Here is a 24,534-nt window from a genome sequence, read left to right on the forward strand (position 1 = left end):
CTGGACTTTCCAGCGGTCGGTTGCGTCGTGCCGTGTACATATAAACACAATGTCCAATCGGGGAAAATTCATGCTTCATTTCGCGCGCGACAAGCGCAGCCTGATGATCGGCGCCGCCCTTGGCGCGCTCTTCGCCTCCACCACTGCCTTTGCCCAGACCCAGCCGGCGCAGCCCGCTGCGACTGCCGATGAAGGCCTGCAGGAAGTGGTCGTGACGGCCGAGCGCCGTCCGGAAAACCAGCAGAACGTGCCGCTGTCGGTCGCCGTGCTGCCGGCTGCGCAGGCGCGCGACTATACCGCTGGCGGCGACGACACGCTGCTCGCGCTGTCGGGCAAGGTGCCGGGCCTGTATGTCGAATCCTCGACCGGCCGCATCTTCCCGCGCTTCTACATTCGCGGCCTGGGCAACGTCGACTTCTACCTCGGCGCGTCGCAGCCGGTGTCGATCATCCATGACGACATCGTGCTCGAGCATGTCGTGCTCAAGTCGAACCCGGTGTTCGACGTGAACCAGATCGAAGTGCTGCGCGGTCCGCAGGGCTCGCTGTTCGGCCGCAACACCACGGCCGGCATCATCAAGTTCGACACGATCCGCCCGACCCAGGACTATGAAGGTCGCGCCACCGCCAGCTATGGCAGCTATAACAGCGTGAACCTCGATGCCGGCGTCGGCGGTCCGATCATCAAGGACAAGCTGGCCTTCCGCATCTCCGGCCTGTGGCAGCATCGCGACGATTATATCGACAATACCTATTCGGGTCCGAGCTTCGACGGCACCGTGGCGCCGAAGAAGAAGGCAGCCGGCGGCTTCAACGAGCGCGACGTGCGCGTGCAGCTGCTCGCGACGCCGACCGACAACCTTTCGGTCCTCGCCTCGACCCATGCGCGCTGGTATGACGGCACCGCCACTGTGTTCCGTCGCGGCGCGCTGAACCTGGGCTCGAACCAGATCAACGGCGTGCAGTTCACCAGCGCGCGCTGGGACGAAGGCGCGAACAATCCGCAGAGCTACAACACCGCCGGCGGATCGGTGCATGTGAACTGGGAGCTGGGCGGCGTCACGCTCACCTCGATCACCGGCTATGAGACGCTGTCGGGCTTTAGCCGCGGCGATACCGATGGCGGCGCGGCCGCCGATTTCGGCAATGCCGGCTTTGGCGAATCGATGGGCCGCGTGCGCGGGCTCGACCAGTGGTCGCAGGAAGTGCGCGCTGCCAGCAATGGCGCAGGCCCGCTGAAGTGGCAGGTCGGTGCGCTCTATTTCGACTCGCGCGACATCACCGATTTCTACCAGCGCGCCTATTTCCTGAGCGGTGCGGCGAACAACCCGAACAACTGGGTGCGGCTGCACAATGTCAACACGAGCTGGGCGGTGTTCGGCCAGGTCAGCTATGAAGTCGCGCCGAAGCTGACGATTACCGCCGGCGGCCGCGTGACCCAGGACACCAAGACCACCGATCTGCTGAAGACGGCGGATACCGCTGCGGGTGTCGTGACCTACAAGGGCCGCCGCCACGTCCGCCTGTCGGACACGCAGCCGAGCTGGGATCTGAGCGCCCGCTATGAAGTGAACCCGGACGTGAGCGTCTATGCCCGCGTCGCCAAGGGCTTCCGTGGCCCGACCATTCAGGGTCGCTCGGCGGTGTTCAACTCGGACTTCACCACCGCCAATTCGGAAACGATCCTGTCGTGGGAAGCGGGTGTGAAGACCCAGCTCGCCAACACGCTGCGCTTCAACCTGACCGGCTTCTACTACACGCTCGACAACATCCAGCTGAATGGCAACGACGCCAACGGCAACGGCGTGCTGCTCAACGCCAACAAGGCCAAGGCTTACGGCGTGGAAGCCGATATCGACTGGCATCCGGTGCGCAACCTGTCGATCCAGGCGGGCGCGAGCTGGCTGCACAGCGAGATCGACGACAAGAATGTCGAAGTGCAGACCTGCGCCTTCGCCGGTCAGCTTACCTGCACCGTGCTGAACCCGTATCGCCAGATCACGCTGTTCGGTGCCCCGGCCTTCCTTGCGAAGATCGACGGCAACCCGCTGCCGAACGCGCCCGAGTACAACCTGAACGTAAATGCGCGCTATGACATCCCGATGGACATTGGCGGCAAGCTGTTCATCCAGACCGACTGGAACGTGCAGGGCTACACCAACTTCGTGCTGTACAAGACGAAGGAGTTCACCGCGAACGGCAACTTCGAAGGCGGCCTGAAGATCGGCTACACGGCGCCCAGCAACAACTGGGAAATCGCAGGCTTCATCCGCAACATCACCGGCGAGAAGAACCTGAAGGGCGTGATCGAGAATTATCGCGCCGCCGTTCTCAACGAGCCGCGGGTGTTCGGCGTGTCGCTGAGCGGCAAGTTCCGCTGATCTGCAGCGCATCGCGAAAAGGCAGGGGGCGTGCCGCAAGGCGCGCCCCTTCGCTTTCGTGCATTCCGGTACTTTGGCTTTTGCGCGCACCCTGCTAACGCCGCCCGATCATGGCCACTGACATCACCAAGATCCGCAATTTCTCGATCATCGCGCATATCGACCATGGCAAGTCGACACTCGCCGACCGGCTGATCCAGCGCACCGGGGGTCTCGCCGAGCGCGAGATGTCCGAGCAGGTGCTGGACAACATGGATATCGAGAAGGAGCGCGGCATCACGATCAAGGCGCAGACCGTGCGCCTGGAATGGAAGGGCCATGTCCTCAACCTGATGGACACGCCCGGCCACGTCGACTTCGCCTATGAAGTGAGCCGCAGCCTCGCCGCCTGCGAGGGCGCGTTGCTGGTGGTCGACGCCGCGCAAGGGGTTGAGGCGCAGACGCTGGCGAACGTGTACCAGTCGATCGAGCACGACCATGAGATCATCCCGGTCATCAACAAGATCGACCTGCCTTCGGCCGAACCGGAAAAGGTGAAGACCGAGATCGAGGACGTGATCGGCCTTGACGCCTCGAACGCAGTGCTGGCGAGCGCTAAGACCGGCATCGGCATCGACGAGATCCTCGACGCGATCGTCGAGCGTATTCCCGCGCCCAAGGGCGATCCGGAGGCGCCGTTGAAGGCGATGCTGGTCGATAGCTGGTACGACCCGTATCTGGGCGTCGTCATCCTTGTCCGCGTGATCGACGGGACGATCAAGAAGGGCCAGCAGGTCAAGTTCATGCAGACCGGCACGACCCATCTGGTCGACCGTGTCGGCGCGTTCCGCCCGAAGATCGAGCAGCTTCCCGACCTCGGCCCCGGCGAGATCGGCTTCATCACCGCGCAGATCAAGGAAGTCGCACAGGCCCGCGTCGGCGACACGCTGACCGACGCCAAAAAGCCCGCCGCCGAACCGCTGCCGGGCTTCAAGGAAGTCCAGCCGGTGGTGTTCTGCGGCCTGTTCCCGGTCGACGCGGCGGACTTCGAAAAGCTGCGCGAAAGCATCTCGAAGCTTCGGCTGAACGATGCCTCGTTCAGCTTCGAGATGGAAACCTCGGCCGCGCTCGGCTTCGGCTTCCGCTGCGGGTTCCTGGGCCTGTTGCACCTGGAGATCATCCAGGAGCGGCTGATGCGCGAGTACGACCTCGACCTCATCACCACTGCGCCCAGCGTGGTGTACAAGATGCGCCTCACCAAGGCGGCCGGCGAGACCGAGGGCAAGGAGATCGAGCTCCACAACCCCGCCGACATGCCCGATCCCAACCGCATCGACGAGATCGAGGAGCCGTGGATTCAGGCGGTGATCTATGTGCCTGACGAATATCTGGGGCCGATCCTGAAGCTCTGCCAGGACCGCCGCGGCATCCAGAAGAACCTCACCTATGTCGGCGGCCGTGCCCAGGTAACCTACGAGCTGCCGCTCAACGAAGTGGTGTTCGACTTCTACGATCGCCTCAAGTCGATCAGCCGCGGCTATGCGAGCTTCGACTATGAGCAGATCGGCCACCGCGCCGGCGACCTCGTCAAGATGAGCATCCTCGTCAACAACGAGCCGGTCGATGCGCTGAGCATGATCGTCCACCGCTCGACCGCGGAGAGCCGCGGCCGCGGCATGTGCGAGCGGCTGAAAGACCTGATCCCGCGCCACCTGTTCAAGATCCCGATCCAGGCGGCTATCGGCGGCAAGGTGATCGCCCGCGAGACGATCGCCGCGCTGCGCAAGGACGTGACCGCCAAATGCTATGGCGGCGACGCCACCCGCAAGCGCAAGCTTCTGGAAAAGCAGAAGGAAGGCAAGAAGCGGATGCGCGAATATGGCAGCGTGCAGATCCCGCAGGAGGCGTTCATCGCCGCGCTGCGGATGGGCGAGGAATAAGCGGCGCTGCACCAATCGGCTTGGATGGCCACGCACCCCCATCGTCATGCCAGCGCAAGCTGGCATCTCCTGCAGTAGCACCGTTCCGTTTTCGCCCGGCCTCCCGGAGACACCAGCTTTCGCTGGGGCGACGGCTGGTGGTAAGGGTTTCAATCTGCGGATGAGCCCACATCAACGCAACTTGGTGTTACACGCCATTCAGCCCTTCCCGAACTAGCGCGCACCATCGCGCTGCGCATAACGATGCCGGGCCGATTACCGGACGCGGAACGCGCGCGCCGGCTTAAGAAATTTTGCAATAATTTGTAACGCATCGCGCTATTTCGGGCCGGTAGTTCCATAATGGTTGCGATTAACCCAATGCGATCCGGCATTAATTTTCTTGACGAGCATGGTTAACAAATGACTAACTATCATGAGGCGACGGTAAGGCCGCGCCCGGTAGAGGGGGATTAGGATGACCATCGGGACAAGGATCAAGCAACTGGCCGCAACCGGCGCGGCGGTTCTGGCGCTGGCAGGCGCGGTGGCGCCGGCGCACGCACAGCTCAAGATCAACCTGATCGACAATGGCGGCGTGAAGGGAAGCGCGGCGGAAAAGGGCTTCGAGATCGCCGCTGCCTATTGGGAAAGCGTGATCACCACCAACGTCACGGTCAATCTGGGCGTGGGCTATAGCAAGCTGGGCCAGGACATTATCGGCTCGACCGGCAGCACCCGCTATGAAGTGGCGGCAGAGGATGTGATCGGCGCGCTGAAGGATGTCGGCACGTCATCGCTCGACGCGGCGATCGTGTTGCCTACGCTGTCCTCGAAAACCTATCAGGATCCGTTGTTCGGGGCGATCCACGGCATTTCGATGATCCGCAACGGGCCGACGAGCAACAGCGGCACCGGCATCGACCTGAATTCGGTGAAGTATGACACCAGCATCACGCGCGACAATGCGCGGCTGGTGGCGACCTCTGCCAATCTGAAGGCGCTGGGCTATGGCCTGTCCGGCAAGGATGCCAACATCACCTTCAGCTCGGCATTCAGCTTCGATTTCGATCCGACCAACGGCATTTCCGCCGGGAAGATGGACTTTATCGGCGTGGCCATCCACGAAATCGGCCATGCGCTGGGCTTCACCAGCGGCGTCGACCTGTACGATCAATATTCGGGCGTCGGCCCGGGCGCCTCGATCGGTAGCCAGGTGAACTGGGACAACCAGACGGCAGGGTCGGTGCTCGACCTGTTCCGCTACAGCACCGATCCGCGCAATGCGGTGCCCGGCAGCGGGCCGGCGCTCGACTGGAGCGTCGGCACGCCTTCCTATTTCTCGATCGATGGCGGGCTCACCCAGTTCAATGGCCGGTCGAGATTCTCGACTGGGGAATATAATGGCGACGGCCGCCAGGCGTCGCACTTCAAGGACACGGCCTCTTCGGCGGGCGGCTGCAACGGCTATGCCCAGATCGGTGTGATGGACCCGACCTTCTGCTATGGCGAGATGGGCGTGATTACCGCGACCGACCTCGCCGCATTCGATGCGATCGGCTGGAACCTGAACGTCGATGTGCTGAAGAATCGCGGCTACACCTTCAACACCAACCAGATCTATCGCGCGATCACCGGCGTGCCGGAGCCGATGAGCTGGGCGATGCTGCTCGTGGGGTTCGGCATGGCGGGCACGGCGATCCGGCGCCGCGGCGGACAGCGGCTGCCGGCAGCGGCCTGACCGACACCGGCCGGGGGAAGCGGCTGCCGTCCCAAAACGGGGCGCCGCCGCAGCCTTCGCCGGAATGGTCTAAGCCAGTTTTACCCTTTGCTAAGCCGCAAGTGCGAGGTTCCGGCGCAAACATCCTGGCCGGGGGGCCGGGATGACCGGAGACTCGCATGCGCCGCCTGCCGCTTATCGCCCCGAACCCGCCACGCCTGAGCGCGATGAGCGATCAGCTTGCAGCGATCGAAGGGCGCGGCATCTACTCGAATGGCGGCCCGGTGGTACGCGATTTCGAGGCTGCGGCGACCGCGACCCTGTTCGGCGGTGTCGGCGACAGCCTGGCGGTGAGTAACGCCACGCTGGGCCTGATGATCGCGATCCGCCATGCCGCCGGTCCGCGTGCCGGCACGGGCGCGCTGGCGCTGGTGCCCAGCTTCACCTTCGCCGCCACGGCGCAGGCGGTGCAATGGGCCGGCCTGACGCCGGTGCTGTGCGACAGCGATCCCGACGACTGGACGATGAGCGAGGCGGCTGAAGCCGCCGCCTTTGGCCGCTATGGCGACCGGGTCGCCGTCGTGGTGCCCTATGCGACCTTTGGCGCCGGAATCGATCTGGCGCGCTATCGTGCGTATCAGGCGCGGGGCGTGGGCGTGGTGATCGACGCTGCCGCCTCGCTCGGCGCGCGGGACGCGCAGGGGGGGGCGTTCGGCGCGGGGGCGCCTTTTGCCGTCGTCTATTCGATGCACGCGACCAAGGTGTTCGCCACTGCCGAAGGCGGGCTGGTGCATAGCGGCAATGCCGAACTGATTGAAGCGCTGCGCCGGATGACCAATTTCGGCTTTGCCGGCAACCGTTCGGCCGAAGGGCCGGGCATCAACGCCAAGCTGCCCGAAGTGCTGGGCCTGCTCGCCGCCGCCAAGCTGGGCGAGATCGAGGGGCTGGCGGCGCACCGCGCCCGGCTGGACCAGGTCTATCGCGACCGGCTGGGCAGTTTTGCCGACAAGCACGGGTTCGAGTTTCAGCAACTGCGCGGCACGCGGCCGGCGCTGCAGTTCCAGTCGCTGCTGCTGCCGCGCCCCTTTGCCGGCCATCGCCGCGCGATCATCGCCGCGCTGGCCGAACGCGGCATCGGCGCGGGGCATTATTTCAGCCCGCATCTGGCCGAACAGCCCTGGTTCCGTGGTCAGGCGATGATCGAGCCGCTGCCGGTGTGCGACGACATCGCCGCGCGCATCGTGTCGCTGCCGATCACCGACACGATGACCGAGGCGGATGTCGAGCATATCTGCGAGGCGCTGATGGATGCATGCCGCTCGAGCGGGCTGGACGGCATTCATGTCGACCGGCGCGGTCGCAAGGTCCATTCGGCGCTGATCGTCGGCGGCGGGCCGGCCGGTACGGCGTTGCTGACGGCGGCGACCAAGGGCGACCATTTGGTGCCGCTGGCGCGCAGCGGGCTGGCGATCATCGAGCGTGACGCGGTGCTGGGCCGGGGCGAGATCGGCACCTATGCGATCACGTCCGACAGCACGGCCGAGACCTTTCTGACGGCGGTGAAGGACAATGTGCATGGCGATATTGCCGCGCTGACCGAGCATCATGCCGGGCGCGAAGTGGCGATGCATGTCGGCCGGCTGGGCGTACCGCTCACCCGCACCACGCCGCTGCTGGAAGCGACCGGCGCGCGGCTGGGTGCGATCGTCGCCGAAGAAGGGGGCGCCGTCGTCACCCGATCCGAAGTGGTCGAGGCGCGACGCACCGCCGAGGGCGACTGGGCGGCGCGCGTCCGCAACCTCGTGACGGGCGAGGAGCGAGTGATGCGCGCGGCCAACCTCGTGATTGCTACCGGCGGCTATCAGGCGCGCGAGCATGTCGCCGGCGAACAGGTGGCGGGTGCAACGCTGGGCGAGCTGGCCGGCGACCGGCTGATGCTGGGCGACGACTTCCTGCGCGTCGGCGGGCTGGATCGGCTGCGCGCGCGCATTGCCGATTCCCGGGCGCCGCGCATCGCGATCGTCGGCGGCTCGACCAGTGCGATGGCCGCTGCGGCGCTGATGCTGAAGGCCGCACCGGCGCTGCCGCTGGGGGCGGAGGGGCTGCGTCTCTATCATCGCCGACCGCTGCGGCCCTTTTATCGCTCGGCCGAGGAAGCCCATGCCGATGGCTTCACCGATTTCGGTCCCGAGGACATCTGCCCGGTCAGCGGCTTCGTCTATCGCCTTGCCGGCTTCCGGCTGGAGGCGCGCGAGCTGGTGCTGCGGATGCTGGGCATCGGCGGCCGCGCGCCCGATCCACGCATGGGACTGCGGCGGATGACGCTCGAAAATGCCGAGGAAATCCGCGCCGAACTGATGGCTGCCGATGTCGTGATCGGCGCGCTGGGCTATCGCCCGCGGGCGCTCCCGCTCTACGACGTGGAAGGCAATCGCATCGCATTGATGGCCGATGCGCCGGGCCGCCCGCGGCTGGTTGACCAGCAATGTCGGGTGATCGACGCCGATGGGCGGCCGGTGCCGGGCGTCTTTGGGATCGGCCTGGCCTCCGGTCATGTGCCCGACGGGCCGCTGGGCGGCGAGGCGAGCTTCAGCGGCAAGGCCAATGGCCTTTGGCTGTGGCAGAACGACATCGGCCAGATGATCGTCGATCAGCTGCTGGGCGATGCGGTGCGCCGCGCCGCATGAGCGCGGTGCCCACCATATCGGTGGTGATGGCGGTCTATAACGGCGCAGCCTTGCTGCCGGATACGATCGCCAGCCTGCAGGCCCAGACGCGGACCGACTGGGAGCTGATTGCCGTCGACGATTGTTCGCGCGACGACAGCGCGGCGGTGCTGCACCGCTTCGGCGATCCACGCATCCGGGTGATCGAGGCGAACGAAAATGGCGGCCCGGTGCTGGCGCGCAACCGCGCTTTTGCCGAAGTGCGCGGCCGCTATGTCGCTGGCCTGGACCAGGACGATATTTGCCTGCCCGAACGCTTCGCGCGGCAAGTGGCGTTTCTCGATTCCGATCCGGAGACGGTGCTGGTCGCGACGGCCGCCGACCTGTTGACCGACAAGGGCGTGGAACCCGGCCGCTGGTTACGGCCGCTGACGCCGGGGCTGATCGACTGGCTGATCCTGGTGCAGAACCCGATCGTCTGGTCGTCGGTGATGTTCCGTGCGGATGCCGCGCGGCAGCTCGACCCGTTCGAGCGGCCGGAACTGCGCTATGTCGAGGATTTCGACCTCTATCACCGGCTGCGCGCCTTTGGCCGGCTGGCGCAGATCGACGAAGTGCTGCTGCGCTACCGCGTGCATGCCGGCGGTGCCTCGAACCAGTTCAACGCGACGATGCGCGCCAATGCCGAGGCGCTGCTGCGCGAACGCCATGCCGCACTGATGGGCGAGGATGCGCCCGATATTGCGCCGCTGATCGTGCGCCACCTGATGGCGCTGGAGCCGGTGCCCGATCGCGTGACGCTGGCCCGGCTGTTCGCCGGTATCGGCGTGCTCAGGAGCGCGTTCGGAGAGGTACGCGATGCGGCGGACCTGGCAGCGGTGGACCGCCAGATCTCGCGCCTGTGGTGGCGCCTGTGCCGTACCGCCGTGCGATCGGGCCGGATGGCGCTGCCGGCGCTGCTGGCGGATCGCCCGGCCGGTGTCGCGTTGAAGGACGGGGCGCCGCTGGACCTGGCGGCAAGCCAGCTTATCGGCGGGTTTCGGGCGTTACGTCGGCGCTGAGCGCCGGCGGGTCTTCTACCGGCAGGTGCGATCAGGATAGCATGGCAGGCAGCGTGCCTCCACCCTTGCCATCGCCGCCGCTTTGCGCCACCCCGGCCCCATGCTGATACGGCGGCGCGATCTGATGGCGGGCCTGGGGGCCGCGCTGGCCTTTCCGGCCCGGGCGCAGGGGCGGGCGCCGCTGGTGCTGGCCGCTGCCAGTCTGCAGGAATCGCTGAACGCTGCTGCCGACGCCTGGGCGCGGGCCGGCCATGCGCGGCCGGTTCTGTCCTTCGCGGCCTCATCGGCGCTGGCGCGACAGATCGCAGCGGGGGCACCGGCGGACCTGTTCGTATCGGCGGACGAGCCCTGGATGGACGATCTGCAGCAGCGCGGGCTGCTCGCGCCGGGCACGCGCGCGTCCTTTCTGGGCAATCGGCTGGTGCTGGTCGCACGCGCGGAGGACCGCCGAAACCTCGCGTTGCGTCCCGGCGCCCCGCTGGCGGCGATGCTGGGTGGCGGGCGGCTGGCGATGGCCGATCCGGAGTCGGTGCCTGCTGGCCGCTATGGCAAGGCTGCGCTCGAGAAGCTGGGCATCTGGAACGCGGTCGCGCCCAAGGTGGTGCGGGCGGAAAGCGTGCGGGCGGCGCTGGCGCTGGTCGAGCGGGGCGCGGCGCCGCTCGGTATCGTCTATGCGACCGACGCGCAGGCCTCGCGCGCCGTGCGGGTAGCGGGGATATTCCCGGCCGACAGTCACCCGCCGATCCGCTATCCCATCGCGCGGCTGAAGGCTGCGACCAGCCCCGATGCCGAGCCGCTGCGCCGCTTCCTCCTGTCGCGCGCCGGCAAGGCGATTTTCGCGCATTATGGCTTCACGCCGCTGTGAGCGGTGAGGAATGGGCGATCGTCGCCCTGTCGCTGAAGGTGGGGTTGGTGGCCGTATTCGGCGCGCTGCCGATCGCCTTTGCGCTGGCCTGGGCACTGGCGCGCTGGCGGTTCCCCGGCAAGCTGCTGCTCGATGCGCTGGTCCATTTGCCGCTGGTGGTGCCGCCGGTGGTGACGGGGTGGCTGTTGCTGCTGGCCTTCGCGCCGGCCGGGCCGGTGGGGGCGCTGCTCCAGCGCTGGTTCGGCATGACGGTGCTGTTTCGCTGGAGCGGCGCGGCGATCGCGGCGGGGGTGATGGCGCTGCCGCTGATGGTGCGCGCGATCCGGCTGTCACTGGAAGCCGTGGATCCCCGGCTGGAGGCGGCGGCGCGGACGCTGGGCGCCTCGCCCGCACGGGTGCTGCGCAGCGTGACGCTGCCGCTGGCGATGCCCGGGGTGATTGCAGGGCTGGTGCTGGGCTTTGCGCGTGCGCTGGGCGAGTTCGGCGCGACCATCACCTTTGTGTCCAACGTACCGGGCGAGACGCAGACGCTGCCGCTCGCCATCTACTCGGCGCTGCAGCAGCCGGGCGGGGAGGGGCAGGTGCTGCGCCTTGCCGGCATCTCGGTTGTGCTGGCGCTGGTTGCGCTGCTCGGCTCCGAATGGTTCGCGCGACGGTTGGGGCGGGGCGGTCATGTCCTTTGACATCGATGTCCGCTGCCGGCTGGGCGAAGCGGAGATAGCCTGCCGGATCGAACCCGGCGCGGGCGTGACGGTGTTGTTCGGCCCCTCTGGCGCGGGCAAGACGAGCGTGCTCAACATGGTCGCCGGGTTGCTGCGCCCCGATGCCGGGCATGTGCGGGTGGGTTCGCGCACGCTGTTCGATGCAGCCGCGGCTGTCGATCTGGCGCCGGAGGCGCGTCGTGCCGGTTATGTGTTTCAGGAGCCGCGGCTGTTTCCACATCTGCGGGTGCGGACGAACCTGTTCTACGGCCGGCCGCGCGCCGCGACGGGGAAGGGCGAGGAGGTAATCGCGCTACTCGGCATCGCCCATCTGCTCGATCGATGGCCGCGCACGCTCTCGGGCGGCGAGGCGAAGCGCGTGGCGATCGGGCGCGCCTTGCTGTCCGCGCCCGAATTCCTGCTGCTCGATGAGCCCTTGGCCTCGCTCGACCGCGCGCGGCGCGAGGAGATTATGGGCCTGCTGGAGCGGCTGCGGCGCGAGACCGGGCTGCCGATCCTGCTGGTCACGCACGATCGCGATGAGGCGGAACGGCTGGGCGACCGCATCGTCGCGATGGGCTGATCGGGGCTCAGTGCATCCAGACGCCCGCAGCCTCGGTCTGGCGGCGAGGTGCAGATGCGGATGCGGAACCGTTCGGTTTGCTGCCGATTTCGAACTGGTCGGCGGCATCGGCGAGCTGAGTCACTTCCTGCAACAGGCTGCGCGCCGAAGCCGAGGTTTCCTCCACCATCGCGGCATTTTGCTGGGTGGTGTGGTCCATGGTCCGGATCGTTTCGCCCAGCTGCGAAATCGCCTGCGACTGGACGCGGTTGTCGGACGCGACCTGCGACAGAAGCTGATGCACCGTCGCGGCATTTTCGCTGATTTCGGCAAAGGCACCGTCGACGTCCTGCACGGCGGACACGGCAGTGCCGATTTCAACCTGGGTGACGGTGAGCTGATCGCGGGCGCGCCCGGCTTCCTCCTCCGCGCGCATCGCCAGGGCCGAGACGAGATCGGCGACGACGGCGAACCCACGCCCGGCCTCGCCGGCGCGGCCTGCTTCTACGGCGGCGTTCATCGCGAGCACGCGCGTCTGGAACGCGATCTTGTCGAGCCCCTCGATTACGGCATCGATGCCCTTGGCGCTGTCCGACACGCGGCCCATGGCGGACACGGCGTTGGTAACCCGCGAGCGACCCGACTGGACGGCGTGAATCGTGTGGTCGGCCCGCTCCACCGTGGCGGTAGCCGCCTGAACCGAACTTTTGAGGCGGCTGTCGATTTCGCCCACGGTCTGGGTGGTTGCGACCAGGCTGGCAGCGGTTGCTTCGGTGCGCCGGGCGAGATCGTCAGCGGCATCGCTGATCTCGCGCGAGGCCTGGCGGAGATGGCCGGCACCGGTATGAACCGTGCCGATCAGGCCGCGCAGGCTTTCCACCGCGGCGTTGAAGTCGCGCTTCAGGCGCGCGAACGGGCCGGTTAGTTCGGCATCGACGCGCGCAGTCAGATCGCCCGTGGCGAGATTCTGGAGGCCGGCGCCTACCGTTTCAACGATCAGCGCCGTCAATGCCTGTTTCTCGCCCTCGGCGATCTGCACCTGCTGGTTGAAATGGGCGATGGCACGGGCGAGTTCGCCCAGCTCGTCGGGGCGATCGGTCTCCGGCACGGTGGTATCGGCGCCGGCGCCCAGCTTCTGCACCGCTTCGGCAAGGTCCACCATCGGGTCGACCAGACGGGCGCGGACCAGCCGGGCGATGGCCAGCCCTCCGAAGATCGCCGCAGCAAGCGTAATGACCAGCAGCGCGATCGCTATGAAGCCTAGCCGCTCACCATATTTGGCGGTTGCGCCAGAGTGCGCTTCGATCGCGTCCGATGCGGCGCTCATCGAGTCTTCTAGCTTGTGGAACAGGTCGAAGAACGCCGGGAGCATGCGTCGCGCGCCGGCTGGATCGGTCGTGGCCATTTCGGCGATGCGGGCAGCGCTATCGGCATAGGCCTTCATCGGCTCGGCGATACTGGCGGTGGCCGCCTCGACCGCGGCATTGCCCCGGAACGCGGCGTCTTCGTCGATCGCCTTGCGTAGCGCCGCGACATGCTCGGCCAGATCCTTGCGCGCGTCCTGATAGCTAAGGTGCATGCCGGGATCGGTCGATGCGAGCGCGGCGAGCACGTCGCTGCGCACCGCGTCGTGCATCATGTCGGCTTCCATATGGTTGCGCAGCAGCGCCGCAGCCTGGGCCTGACGGCCGAGCGCGGCGCCCAATTGCCAGGCTGAGACGATTCCAGTGGCACCGAGAAGCAGGAAAATCCCCAGAACAACGAGGGTTATCTTGCGAGTCGATTGTGCGATTGACTGCACGGACGGGAATCCTTTCCTAGGAATTTACCACATTTAATTCGCCCAATTCTCGCTTTTTATAGCGTAGATACGGACCGTCACCGCGTGATGCCTCTAAATTTATTGGCGAGGGGAGGAAGGGTCATGTGCGGTGCGGCATTCTATTCTGACATTCATCTTTGCCCTGGCGGTCGTGTCACCAGCCCAAGCGCAACATGCGATCGACGCGCATGTTACCGAAACGGTCGATTTCGCCACTGTCGCGCAGGGCGGTGACGATCATCGCATGCGCGTGCTCGACAATCTCGACGTGGTGGCTGACGGCGATCTCGACAAGCTGATCGGGTGGAAGCAAGCGGCCGCGCATGTCCATGTGCTCAATAATATGGGCACGCGACCGAATGACGGCGCCGACACGTTGCAGGGCGTCGACAATATCGAAGTCAAAACGCACCGGCTGCGCCTGTTCGAGGCGTGGATCGAGCAGCGGTTCGGCGCGCATACCAGCGTGCGGGCCGGGCTCTACAATCTGAACACCGAATTTTACGCCAACGAGGCAGCCGCACTATTGCTGGCTCCCGCTTATGGGGTCGGTGCCGAATTCGCAGCGACGGGCCCCAATGGTCCCTCGATTTTCCCCTCCACGGCGCTTGCCGTCCGGATCGACCATCGCGTGGAAGGCCTGGGCTATGTTCGCGCTGCGGTACTGAACGGCAATGCCGGGACGCTGGGCGACCCGAACGGCGTCGATCTGAGTTTTCGATACGGTGCATTGCTGATCGGCGAGGCCGGGGTGCAGCACAAGGGGCTGAAGCTTGCCGCGGGCTATTGGCGCTACACGCACCGCCAGTATGATTATACCGAAACCGGTGCCGACGGCGCGCCGCTGAAGCGCACGGCCCATGGCGGCTTTGTCGTCGCCGAACTGCACCTGGCCGGTGGTGAGGAAAACCGCTCGCTGACCGCCTTTGCACGGGTCGGCCTGTCCGACGGCAAAACGACGCCGTTCCAGGGCGGCTGGCAGACCGGCTTCCTGGTCGAGCGGGCGGTGCCGGGAAGACCGGATTCCGCGCTGTCCTTCGGCATCAGCCGTGGTGTTACGACGCCCGGCTATCGCGGCATGCTGCGTGACAATGCGCTGCGCGCAGCCAGTGCGGAATCGGCGTTCGAGCTGACCTATTCGGACCGCGTCTCCCGCCACCTCACCGTCCAGCCGGACGTGCAGGTCATCTTCGACCGCAACGGTGAGGAGGGCGGGCCGGCCGTCGTGATGACGACGCTCAGGCTGAAGCTGGCGCTGTGATGCCTTGGCGAGCGATGCGCCGGCGATAGCGCACCGCCCCGCCCAGCACGCCAAACCCAAGCAGCAGCATCGTCCAGGCGCCCGGTTCGGGCACCACGGCATAGCTGCTGACGCTGTTGGTGCGCCCGCTCCAGATGCCCTGCGTGCCCGCCTGTTGCAGCGACAGCACCTTTGGGCGGCTGCCGAACGGATTGTTGATCATCGCGCAGAAAGAGTTCGACGTAATCGCGCAGCCGGCGGGCTGGGGATTGGTGGCGATGATCATGATGCCCGATGAGGCAAAGGCATAATAGAGCTTGTAGGGCAGGTTGAACGAAACAATGTCCAGCCCGGCATTGGTTGCGTCGATATTGGTCGCGGTCGACGGGTCGATCGTCAGCTTGAACCGCAGTTGCACCGTGTCCGCCAATACCGGCGTGGCGGGCGTGCTATCGGCGTGGAAATTGCTGCCCGTTACGCTGTAAAACATCGTGGCGACGTCGGCATGGGCCATCGAGGGCGCAATCATTGCGCCGGCGCAGGCAAGTACATGTTTGAACATGGGGATCCCCTTTCGCATCGGGCGGGCCATTTTTACTTGCGCCGCCGGCGCCGGGATCATCCCTTGTCGTTGTTGCTCGATTTTTTCTGAAGTGGTTCTATGTTGTTGATCGGGCAATGAAAAAGCCGCCGCCCGGCATTCCGGACGGCGGCCTTTTCCATTTCAGGCGTTCAGCAGGTGCTTGGCCGCTGAACGGGGCGGATCACTCCGCCTCGTTCAGATACTCGCCGGCATCCGCATCGGTGCCATGGCCCGAGGGGGCCACCGACGCCAGGGGATCATCCCCGGTGCCGGCCGCATCGCGCGGGCTGCGGGCGAGTTCCGCGGCATGTTCTTCCGCTGCGCTCGCCGGCGCGATGAGCGAGGCATCCTGCATCTTGCGCTGGGCGACGCGCAGCGCCGCATCACGCGAGGTGGCCGCGACGCGCAGACGGTTCATGCCCGCGCCGGTACCGGCGGGGATGAGACGGCCCACGATCACATTCTCCTTCAGGCCGAGCAGCGTGTCCTTCTTGCCCTGCACCGCGGCTTCGGTGAGCACGCGGGTGGTTTCCTGGAACGACGCCGCCGAGATGAAGCTGCGGGTCTGCAGCGACGCCTTGGTGATGCCGAGCAGGATCGGCTTGCCCTGGGCCGGAGCCTGGCCCGGAGCGAGCTTCGCATTGTGCTCGTCCATTTCGTCGCGATCGACCTGCTCGCCCGCCAGCAGCGTGGTGTCGCCGCCATCGGTGATCTCGACCTTCTGCAGCATCTGGCGAACGATCACCTCGATGTGCTTGTCGTTGATCTTCACGCCCTGCAGTCGATAGACTTCCTGGATTTCGCTGACCAGATATTCGGCCAGCGGCTCGATGCCGAGCACTTCCAGAATGTCGTGCGGATCGGGGCTGCCGCCGATCAGGTTGTCGCCACGCTTGACGTAGTCGCCTTCCTGAACGTCGATAACCTTCGACTTCGGCACCAGATATTCCACGACCTCGCCGCCGTCCTCCGGCTGGATGCCGATCTTGCGCTTGGCCTTATAGTCCTTGCCGAACACCACGCGGCCCGAGACCTTGGCGATGATGGCATTTTCCTTGGGCTTGCGCGCTTCGAACAGCTCGGCAACGCGCGGCAGACCGCCGGTGATGTCGCGGGTCTTGGCGGATTCGCGGGCCACACGGGCCAGCACGTCACCACCCTGCACCGTGGCACCATCCTCGACCGAGATCACTGCGCCCGGCGCCAGCATGTAGCGGGCGGCTTCGGCAGCATTCTCGCCGGTCAGGGTCAGGCGAGGACGCAGATCCTCCTTCTTCCCCGCACCGCGATATTCGGTGACGACGCGCTGGGCGATGCCCGTCGCTTCGTCGACCTGCTCGGTCATGGTCTTGCCGTCGATCAGGTCCTGATACTTCACCGTACCGCCGGTTTCGGTGATCACCGGCATGGTGAACGGATCCCATTCGGCCATCCGGTCGCCCTTCGACACCACATGGCCGTCGTCGAACATGACGTACGCACCGTACGGGATCTTGTGGACGGCCAGTTCGCGACCTTCCATGTCGAGGATCGCGATTTCGCCCGAACGGCTCAGCACCACGCGACGGCCGCGCTGGTCCTCGATCAGGCGCAGGTCGCGGAATTCGGCCTTGCCGTCGACCGGCGCTTCCAGGTTCGACTGTTCGTTGAGCTGCGCCGCACCGCCGATGTGGAAGGTACGCATGGTCAGCTGCGTGCCCGGCTCACCGATCGACTGCGCCGCGATGACACCGACCGCTTCGCCGATGTTCACCGGCGTACCGCGGGCGAGGTCACGGCCATAGCACTTGCCGCACACGCCGAGCTTGGCTTCGCAGACCAGCGGCGAACGAATCTTCACCGACGGAATGCTGAGCGCCTCGATCTGCGCGATCATTGCTTCGTCGAGCAGCGTGCCGACCGGGATCGCCACTTCGCCCGTCTTGGCGTCGACGATGTCCTCGGCCGTGGTGCGGCCCAGGATGCGCTCGCCGAGCGACGCGATGACTGAGCCGCCCTGCACGATCGCCTTCATCTCCAGCGCGCGCTCGGTGCCGCAATCCTCCTCCATGACGACGCAGTCCTGCGACACGTCGACAAGGCGGCGGGTGAGGTAGCCCGAGTTGGCGGTCTTCAACGCGGTATCCGCGAGGCCCTTGCGGGCGCCGTGGGTCGAGTTGAAGTACTCAAGAACGGTCAGACCTTCCTTGAAGTTCGAGATGATCGGCGTTTCGATGATCTCACCCGACGGCTTGGCCATCAGGCCGCGCATGCCGGCGAGCTGCTTGATCTGGGCAGCCGAACCACGGGCACCCGAGTGGGCCATCATGTAGATGGCGTTGTCGGGCATCTGACGGCCGGTCGCGGGGTCTTTCTTGACCGCCTTGATCTCGTCCATCATCGCCGCGGCCACCTGGTCGCCGCAACGGCTCCAGGCGTCGATCACCTTGTTGTACTTTTCCTGCTGGGTGATCAGGCCGTCCTGATACTGCTGCTCATAATCCTTCACCAGGGTGCGGGTCTCTTCGACCAGCGCTTCCTTGGCGTCCGGAATGATCATGTCGTCCTTGCCGAACGAGATGCCGGCCTTGAAGGCGTGGCGGAAGCCCAGCGACATGATCGCGTCGGCGAACAGCACCGTCTCCTTCTGGCCGGTGTGACGATAGACCTCGTCGATCACGTCGCCCACGTCCTTCTTGGTGAGCAGGCGATTGACGACGTCGAACGGCACCTTGTGCGACTTGGGCAGGCACTCGCCGAGCAGCATGCGGCCCGGGGTGGTCTGGTAGCGCTTCAGGTACTGCTTGCCGTCCTCGTCGGTCTGCGGCACGCGGCTGGTGATCTTCGAGTGCAGGGTCACCGCGCCGGCGTTGAGGGCCTGGTGGACCTCCGCCATGTCGGCGAGGATCATGCCTTCGCCCGGTTCGCCTTCCTTCTCCATGGTGATGTAATAGAGACCCAGCACCATGTCCTGCGACGGCACGATGATCGGCTTGCCGTTCGCAGGCGACAGGATGTTGTTGGTCGACATCATCAGGACGCGCGCTTCCAGCTGCGCCTCGAGGCTCAGCGGAACGTGGACGGCCATCTGGTCACCGTCGAAGTCGGCGTTGAACGCCGAGCAGACCAGCGGGTGCAGCTGGATCGCCTTGCCTTCGATCAGCACCGGCTCGAACGCCTGGATGCCCAGACGGTGGAGCGTCGGCGCGCGGTTCAGCAGAACTGGGTGCTCGCGGATCACTTCGTCCAGGATGTCCCAGACTTCCTTGCGTTCCTTCTCGACCCACTTCTTCGCCTGCTTCAGGGTCATCGACAGACCCTTGGCGTCGAGACGGGCATAGATGAACGGCTTGAACAGCTCGAGCGCCATCTTCTTCGGCAGGCCGCACTGGTGCAGCTTGAGTTCCGGACCGGTCACGATGACCGAACGGCCCGAATAGTCGACGCGCTTGCCGAGCAGGTTCTGACGGAAGCGGCCCTGCTTGCCCTTCAGCATGTCGGACAGCGACTTTAGCGGACGCTTGTTCGCACCGGTGATGGTGCGGCCGCGACGGCCATTGTCGAACAGCGCGTCGACGGCTTCCTGCAGCATGCGCTTTTCGTTGCGGACGATGATGTCCGGCGCGCGCAGCTCCATCAGCCGCTTCAGGCGGTTGTTACGGTTGATGACGCGGCGGTACAGGTCGTTCAGGTCCGACGTCGCGAAGCGGCCGCCGTCCAGCGGCACCAGCGGGCGCAGTTCGGGCGGGATGACCGGCACGACGTCCAGGATCATCCATTCCGGGCGGTTGCCGGATTCGATGAAGCTCTCGACGACCTTGAGGCGCTTGATGATCTTCTTCGGCTTCAGCTCGGACTTGGTCTCGGCCAGTTCCTTGAGCAGTTCCTGGCGCTCGCCTTCGAGGTCGAGATCCATGAGCATGATCTTGACCGCCTCGGCGCCGATGCCCGCCGAGAAGGCGTCCTCGCCATATTCATCCTGCGCGTCCAGCAGCTCGTCCTCGGTGAGGAGCTGGAACTTCTCGAGCGGGGTGAGGCCCGGCTCGGTGACGATGTAGCTCTCGAAGTAGAGCACGCGCTCCAGCTGCTTGAGCTGCATGTCGAGCAGCAGGCCGATGCGGCTCGGCAGCGACTTCAGGAACCAGATGTGGGCGACCGGGGCGGCCAGTTCGATATGGCCCATGCGCTCGCGGCGGACCTTCGACACGGTCACTTCCACGCCGCACTTTTCGCAGACGATGCCCTTGTACTTCATGCGCTTGTACTTGCCGCACAGGCACTCATAGTCCTTGATCGGACCGAAGATGCGCGCGCAGAACAGGCCGTCACGCTCGGGCTTGAACGTGCGGTAGTTGATCGTCTCGGGCTTCTTGATCTCGCCGAACGACCAGCTGCGGATACGGTCCGGCGACGCGATCCCGATCTGGATCTGGTCGAAGGTTTCCGGCTTGGCGAGCGGGTTCGCGAAGTTCGTCAGTTCGTTCATGGGTTACTACCCTCTTCTGAATTCTGTTCTCCTCTCCCATTGGGAGAGGAAGGGGCCCGCTCGGCGGAGCCGAGTGGGAAGGTGAGGGTGGTGCGTTGCGTTCACCCTCACCCTTCCGCCGCCTTTGGCGGCTCCCTCCCTCTCCCACAGGGAGAGGGAGCTTGATGGCTTACTCCGCCGCCTCGGCCAGATCGTCGTCGTCTTCCTGGCTCTTCAGCTCGACGTTGAGGCCCAGCGAGCGCATTTCCTTGACGAGCACGTTGAAGCTCTCCGGAATGCCGGCCTCGAAGGTGTCGTCGCCCTTGACGATCGCTTCGTAGACCTTGGTGCGGCCGACCACGTCGTCCGACTTCACCGTCAGCATTTCCTGGAGCGTATATGCCGCGCCATAGGCCTGGAGCGCCCACACTTCCATTTCACCGAAGCGCTGGCCACCGAACTGCGCCTTACCGCCCAGCGGCTGCTGGGTGACGAGGCTGTACGGCCCGATCGAACGCGCGTGGATCTTGTCGTCGACCAGGTGGTGCAGCTTGAGCACATACTTGTAGCCAACGGTGACCTTGCGGTCGAACGCATCGCCGGTGCGGCCGTCGAACAGCGTCACCTGACCGGACTCGTCGAGCCCCGCCAGCTTCAGCATGTCGGCGACGTCCTTTTCTACCGCGCCGTCGAACACCGGAGTGCCCATCGGAACGCCCGAGCGGACATTCTGCGCCAGTTCCACCAGCTGCTCGGTCGAGCGGCTGTTCAGTTCCTCGGCATAGCTGTCGCCATAGACCGTCTGCAGGATCTCCTTCACCGCTTCCGGCGGCTCGCCGGCCTGCGGATCGGGGTTCGCCGCACGCCATGCGTCCAGCGCCTCGCCGATCTTCCGGCCCAGGCCGCGCGCGGCCCAGCCCAGATGGGTTTCGAAGATCTGCCCGACGTTCATGCGTGACGGCACGCCCAGCGGGTTGAGCACGAAGTCGACCGGCGTCCCGTCTTCCAGGAAGGGCATGTCTTCCTGCGGCAGGATGCGGCTGATGATGCCCTTGTTGCCGTGACGGCCGGCCATCTTGTCGCCCGGCTGCAGCTTGCGCTTCACCGCGACGAAGACCTTGACCATCTTCAGCACGCCCGGCGGCAGCTCGTCACCGCGCTCCAGCTTCTCGCGGCGGTCCTCGAACTTGTCCTTGATGCGCTTCACGGCCTCGTCATACTGGCCCTTCACCGCTTCCAGGTTCGCCTGCATGGCGTCGTCCTGCACCGCGAACTTCCACCATTCGTGGCGGTCGACGCTGTCCAGCACTTCCTCGTCGATGGTCACGCCCTTCTTCACGCCCTTCGGCGCGCCGGTAGCGACCTGACCCAGCAGCATCTCGCGCAGACGCGACCAGGTCGCGCGGTTGAGAATGGTGCGTTCGTCATCGGCGTCCTTGCGCAGGCGCTCGATTTCCTCGCGCTCGATCGCCAGGGCACGCTCGTCCTTGTCGATGCCGTGGCGGTTGAACACGCGGACGTCGACGATCGTGCCCGACACGCCCGGCGGCAGACGCAGCGAGGTATCGCGCACGTCGCTGGCCTTTTCGCCGAAGATCGCGCGGAGCAGCTTTTCTTCCGGCGTCATCGGGCTTTCGCCCTTCGGCGTGATCTTGCCGACCAGGATGTCGCCCGGCTCCACTTCGGCGCCGATATAGACGATGCCCGCTTCGTCGAGGTTGCGCAGCGCTTCCTCGCCGACATTCGGAATGTCGCGGGTGATGTCTTCCGGCCCGAGCTTGGTGTCGCGTGCCATCACTTCGAACTCATCGATATGGATCGACGTGAACACGTCGTCCTTCACGATGCGCTCGTTGATCAGGATCGAGTCTTCGTAGTTGTAGCCGTTCCAGGGCATGAACGCGACGAGCACGTTGCGGCCCAGCGCCAGCTCGCCGAATTCGGTCGACGGGCCGTCTGCGATCACGTCGCCGGCGCGCACCACGTCGCCCACCTTCACCAGCGGCCGCTGGTTGATGCAGGTCGACTGGTTCGAGCGCTGGAACTTCATCAGCGTGTAGATGTCGACGCCGCTTTCGCTGGCATCCACATCGCCGGTCGCGCGGATCACGATACGGGTGGCGTCGACCTGATCGACGACGCCCGAACGCTTGGCGGCGATCGCGGCACCCGAATCCCGGGCCACGGTCTCTTCCATGCCGGTGCCGACGAAGGGCGCTTCCGCCTTCACCAGCGGCACGGCCTGACGCTGCATGTTCGAGCCCATCAGCGCGCGGTTCGCGTCGTCCTTCTCGAGGAAGGGGATCAGCGAGGCGGCGACCGACACGAGCTGCTTCGGCGACACGTCCATCAGCGTGACCTGATCGCGCAGCGCCATCAGGAATTCGCCGGCCTGACGCGCCGAGACCAGTTCCTCGACGAAGCCGCCGGTTTCATCCAGTTCGGCCGATGCCTGCGCGATGGTGTGCTTCTGCTCTTCCATCGCCGACAGATAGACGACCTCGCTGGTCACCTTGCCGTCGATCACCCGGCGGTACGGCGTTTCGATGAAGCCATACTTGTTGACGCGGCTAAAGGTCGCGAGCGAGTTGATCAGGCCGATGTTCGGGCCTTCCGGCGTTTCGATCGGGCAGATACGGCCATAGTGCGTCGGGTGAACGTCGCGGACTTCAAAGCCCGCGCGCTCGCGGGTCAGGCCGCCCGGCCCGAGTGCCGAGACGCGGCGCTTGTGCGTCACTTCCGACAGCGGGTTGGTCTGGTCCATGAACTGCGACAACTGCGACGAACCGAAGAACTCGCGCACCGCGGCGACCGCCGGCTTGGCGTTGATCAGGTCGTTCGGCATCACCGTCGACACGTCGACCGACGACATGCGCTCCTTCACGGCGCGCTCCATGCGGAGCAGGCCGACGCGATACTGGTTCTCCAGCAGCTCGCCCACCGAACGGACGCGGCGGTTGCCGAGATTGTCGATGTCGTCGACTTCGCCCTTGCCGTCCTTCAGGTCGACGAGGGTCTTGACCACCGACAGAATGTCCTCGGTGCGCAGCGTCGTCACCGTGTCCGGCGTGTCGAGGCCCAGGCGCATGTTGAGCTTGACGCGGCCGACGGCCGAGAGGTCATAGCGCTCGGGATCGAAGAACAGGCCGGCGAACAGCGCTTCGGCGGTTTCCAGCGTCGGCGGTTCGCCAGGGCGCATCACGCGATAGATGTCGGACAGCGCCTGCTCGCGCTCTTCGGCCTTGTCGACCTTGAGCGTGTTGCGGATCCACGGACCGGTGGCGATGTGGTCGATGTCGAGCAGCTCGATCCGGTCGATGCCGGCCTTGTCGAGCTTTTCGAGGTTCTCGGCCGACACTTCGTCGCCGGCTTCGATGTAGATTTCGCCGGTCGACTCGTTGATCAGGTCATAGGCGCTGTAGCGGCCGAAGATTTCCTCGGTCGGGATCAGCAGCGTCTCGAGACCGTCCTTGGCCGCCTTGTTGGCTGCACGAGGGCTGATCTTCTGGCCGGCCGGGAACACGACTTCGCCCGACTTGGCGTCGACGATGTCGAATGCCGGCTTCGAGCCGCGCCAGTTCTCCGGCTGGAACGGAATCTGCCAGCCGTTCGGACCGCGCAGGAAGGTGACGCGGTTGTAGAAATAGTTGAGGATCTCTTCCGAGTTCAGCCCCAGCGCATAGAGCAGGCTGGTGACCGGCAGCTTGCGCTTGCGGTCGATACGGACATTGACGATGTCCTTGGCGTCGAACTCGAAATCCAGCCACGAGCCGCGATACGGGATCACGCGCGCAGCGAAGAGATACTTGCCGCTGGCATGGGTCTTGCCGCGGTCATGGTCGAACAGCACGCCCGGCGAACGGTGCATCTGGCTGACGATGACGCGCTCGGTGCCGTTGATGAAGAAGGTGCCGTTCTCGGTCATGAGCGGCATGTCGCCCATGTACACGTCCTGCTCCTTGATATCGAGGACGGAGCGGGCTTCCGTATCGGGATCGACCTCGAACACAATGAGGCGCAGCGTGACGCGCATCGGCGCCGCATAGGTGATACCGCGCTGGCGGCATTCCTCGACGTCGAACTTCGGCGGTTCGAGTTCGTAGTTGACGAAGTCCAGCTCGGCGGTGCCGGCGAAGTCGCGGATCGGGAAGACGCTGCGCAGCGTCTTTTCCAGGCCCGACACATAGCCGATCGAGGGATCCGACCGCAGGAACTGTTCGTAGGATTCGCGCTGAACCTCGATCAGGTTCGGCATCTGCACCACTTCGTGGATGTCGCCGAACACCTTGCGGATGCGGCGCTTGGCGGTGCCGCCCGCGCCCTCGATTGCCTTGGTAGCCATAGGTGTGTTTTTGCCTCGTCAGCCGTAATGCGCTGCCCCTGTCCGGGGCCGGGACGTGCGAACAGACGCCAAAAGGCCGCTCGATTCCCGATTGGGTTTCGGCAGCTTCTCAGGCGTCTGACAAGCCCTTGATCCATCCGTCCGGGGCGCTGCGCGACGGCGTCCCATTTCTCGATTCAAAGGCCAGAGCGGGGATATAGGGGGTGGTGCAGGGCGTGTCAAAGGGGGTGTAGGGGATTTTGCGGGGGAG

General features: G+C 65.5%; 13 protein-coding genes. 9 read left to right on the forward strand and 4 right to left on the reverse strand.

The window, feature by feature from the left end:
• Nucleotides 1-70 precede the first annotated feature (70 nt).
• The 8 genes from ACT53K_RS11840 to ACT53K_RS11875 all read left to right on the forward strand — a co-directional run bounded on the left by ACT53K_RS11840 (nt 71) and on the right by ACT53K_RS11875 (nt 11,874).
• Nucleotides 71-2,380, forward strand: coding sequence for a TonB-dependent receptor (locus ACT53K_RS11840; protein ID WP_476228853.1), 2,310 nt, complete (start codon nt 71-73; stop codon nt 2,378-2,380).
• A gap of 110 nt (nt 2,381-2,490) precedes the next feature.
• Entirely contained in the window at nt 2,491-4,299 is a 1,809-nt protein-coding gene (gene lepA, locus ACT53K_RS11845; protein ID WP_476228854.1) for a translation elongation factor 4, read from the forward strand.
• Nucleotides 4,300-4,756: 457 nt separating this feature from the next.
• Nucleotides 4,757-6,019, forward strand: coding sequence for an NF038122 family metalloprotease (locus tag ACT53K_RS11850; protein ID WP_476228855.1), 1,263 nt, complete (start codon nt 4,757-4,759; stop codon nt 6,017-6,019).
• Nucleotides 6,020-6,177: 158 nt separating this feature from the next.
• On the forward strand, nt 6,178-8,685 hold the full coding sequence (locus tag ACT53K_RS11855) for a DegT/DnrJ/EryC1/StrS family aminotransferase (RefSeq protein WP_476228856.1): 2,508 nt from the start codon (nt 6,178-6,180) through the stop codon (nt 8,683-8,685).
• On the forward strand, nt 8,682-9,725 hold the full coding sequence (locus ACT53K_RS11860; RefSeq protein WP_476228857.1) for a glycosyltransferase family 2 protein: 1,044 nt from the start codon (nt 8,682-8,684) through the stop codon (nt 9,723-9,725). The genes ACT53K_RS11855 and ACT53K_RS11860 overlap by 4 nt, the downstream gene beginning before the upstream one ends.
• Before the next feature lie 124 nt (nt 9,726-9,849).
• A complete protein-coding gene (modA, locus tag ACT53K_RS11865) occupies nt 9,850-10,590 on the forward strand; it encodes a molybdate ABC transporter substrate-binding protein (RefSeq protein ID WP_476228858.1) in 741 nt (246 codons plus the stop codon).
• On the forward strand, nt 10,587-11,273 hold the full coding sequence (modB, locus tag ACT53K_RS11870) for a molybdate ABC transporter permease subunit (RefSeq protein WP_476228859.1): 687 nt from the start codon (nt 10,587-10,589) through the stop codon (nt 11,271-11,273). The genes modA and modB overlap by 4 nt, the downstream gene beginning before the upstream one ends.
• Nucleotides 11,263-11,874 (forward strand): ATP-binding cassette domain-containing protein, encoded by a 612-nt coding sequence (locus ACT53K_RS11875; protein ID WP_476228860.1) that lies wholly within the window; start codon nt 11,263-11,265, stop codon nt 11,872-11,874. Before modB ends, ACT53K_RS11875 begins: the two co-directional genes overlap by 11 nt.
• Before the next feature lie 7 nt (nt 11,875-11,881).
• On the opposite strand, the gene ACT53K_RS11880 is transcribed toward ACT53K_RS11875, so the two are convergent.
• Entirely contained in the window at nt 11,882-13,654 is a 1,773-nt protein-coding gene (locus tag ACT53K_RS11880) for a methyl-accepting chemotaxis protein (RefSeq protein ID WP_476228861.1), read from the reverse strand.
• Between the two features lie 130 nt (nt 13,655-13,784).
• On the opposite strand from ACT53K_RS11880, the gene ACT53K_RS11885 reads away from it, so the two are divergent.
• Entirely contained in the window at nt 13,785-14,936 is a 1,152-nt protein-coding gene (locus ACT53K_RS11885) for a carbohydrate porin (protein WP_476228862.1), read from the forward strand.
• On the opposite strand, the gene ACT53K_RS11890 is transcribed toward ACT53K_RS11885, so the two are convergent.
• The 3 genes from ACT53K_RS11890 to rpoB form a co-directional block, all read right to left on the reverse strand.
• Nucleotides 14,914-15,477, reverse strand: a complete 564-nt coding sequence (locus ACT53K_RS11890; RefSeq protein WP_476228863.1) for a PEPxxWA-CTERM sorting domain-containing protein — start codon at nt 15,475-15,477, stop codon at nt 14,914-14,916. The genes ACT53K_RS11885 and ACT53K_RS11890 overlap by 23 nt on opposite strands.
• A gap of 202 nt (nt 15,478-15,679) precedes the next feature.
• Entirely contained in the window at nt 15,680-19,963 is a 4,284-nt protein-coding gene (gene rpoC, locus ACT53K_RS11895; protein WP_476228864.1) for a DNA-directed RNA polymerase subunit beta', read from the reverse strand.
• Nucleotides 19,964-20,132: 169 nt separating this feature from the next.
• Entirely contained in the window at nt 20,133-24,284 is a 4,152-nt protein-coding gene (gene rpoB / locus ACT53K_RS11900) for a DNA-directed RNA polymerase subunit beta (RefSeq protein WP_476228865.1), read from the reverse strand.
• Nucleotides 24,285-24,534 lie beyond the last annotated feature (250 nt).

This window comes from Sphingomonas sp. DMC8 (genome assembly GCF_056314185.1).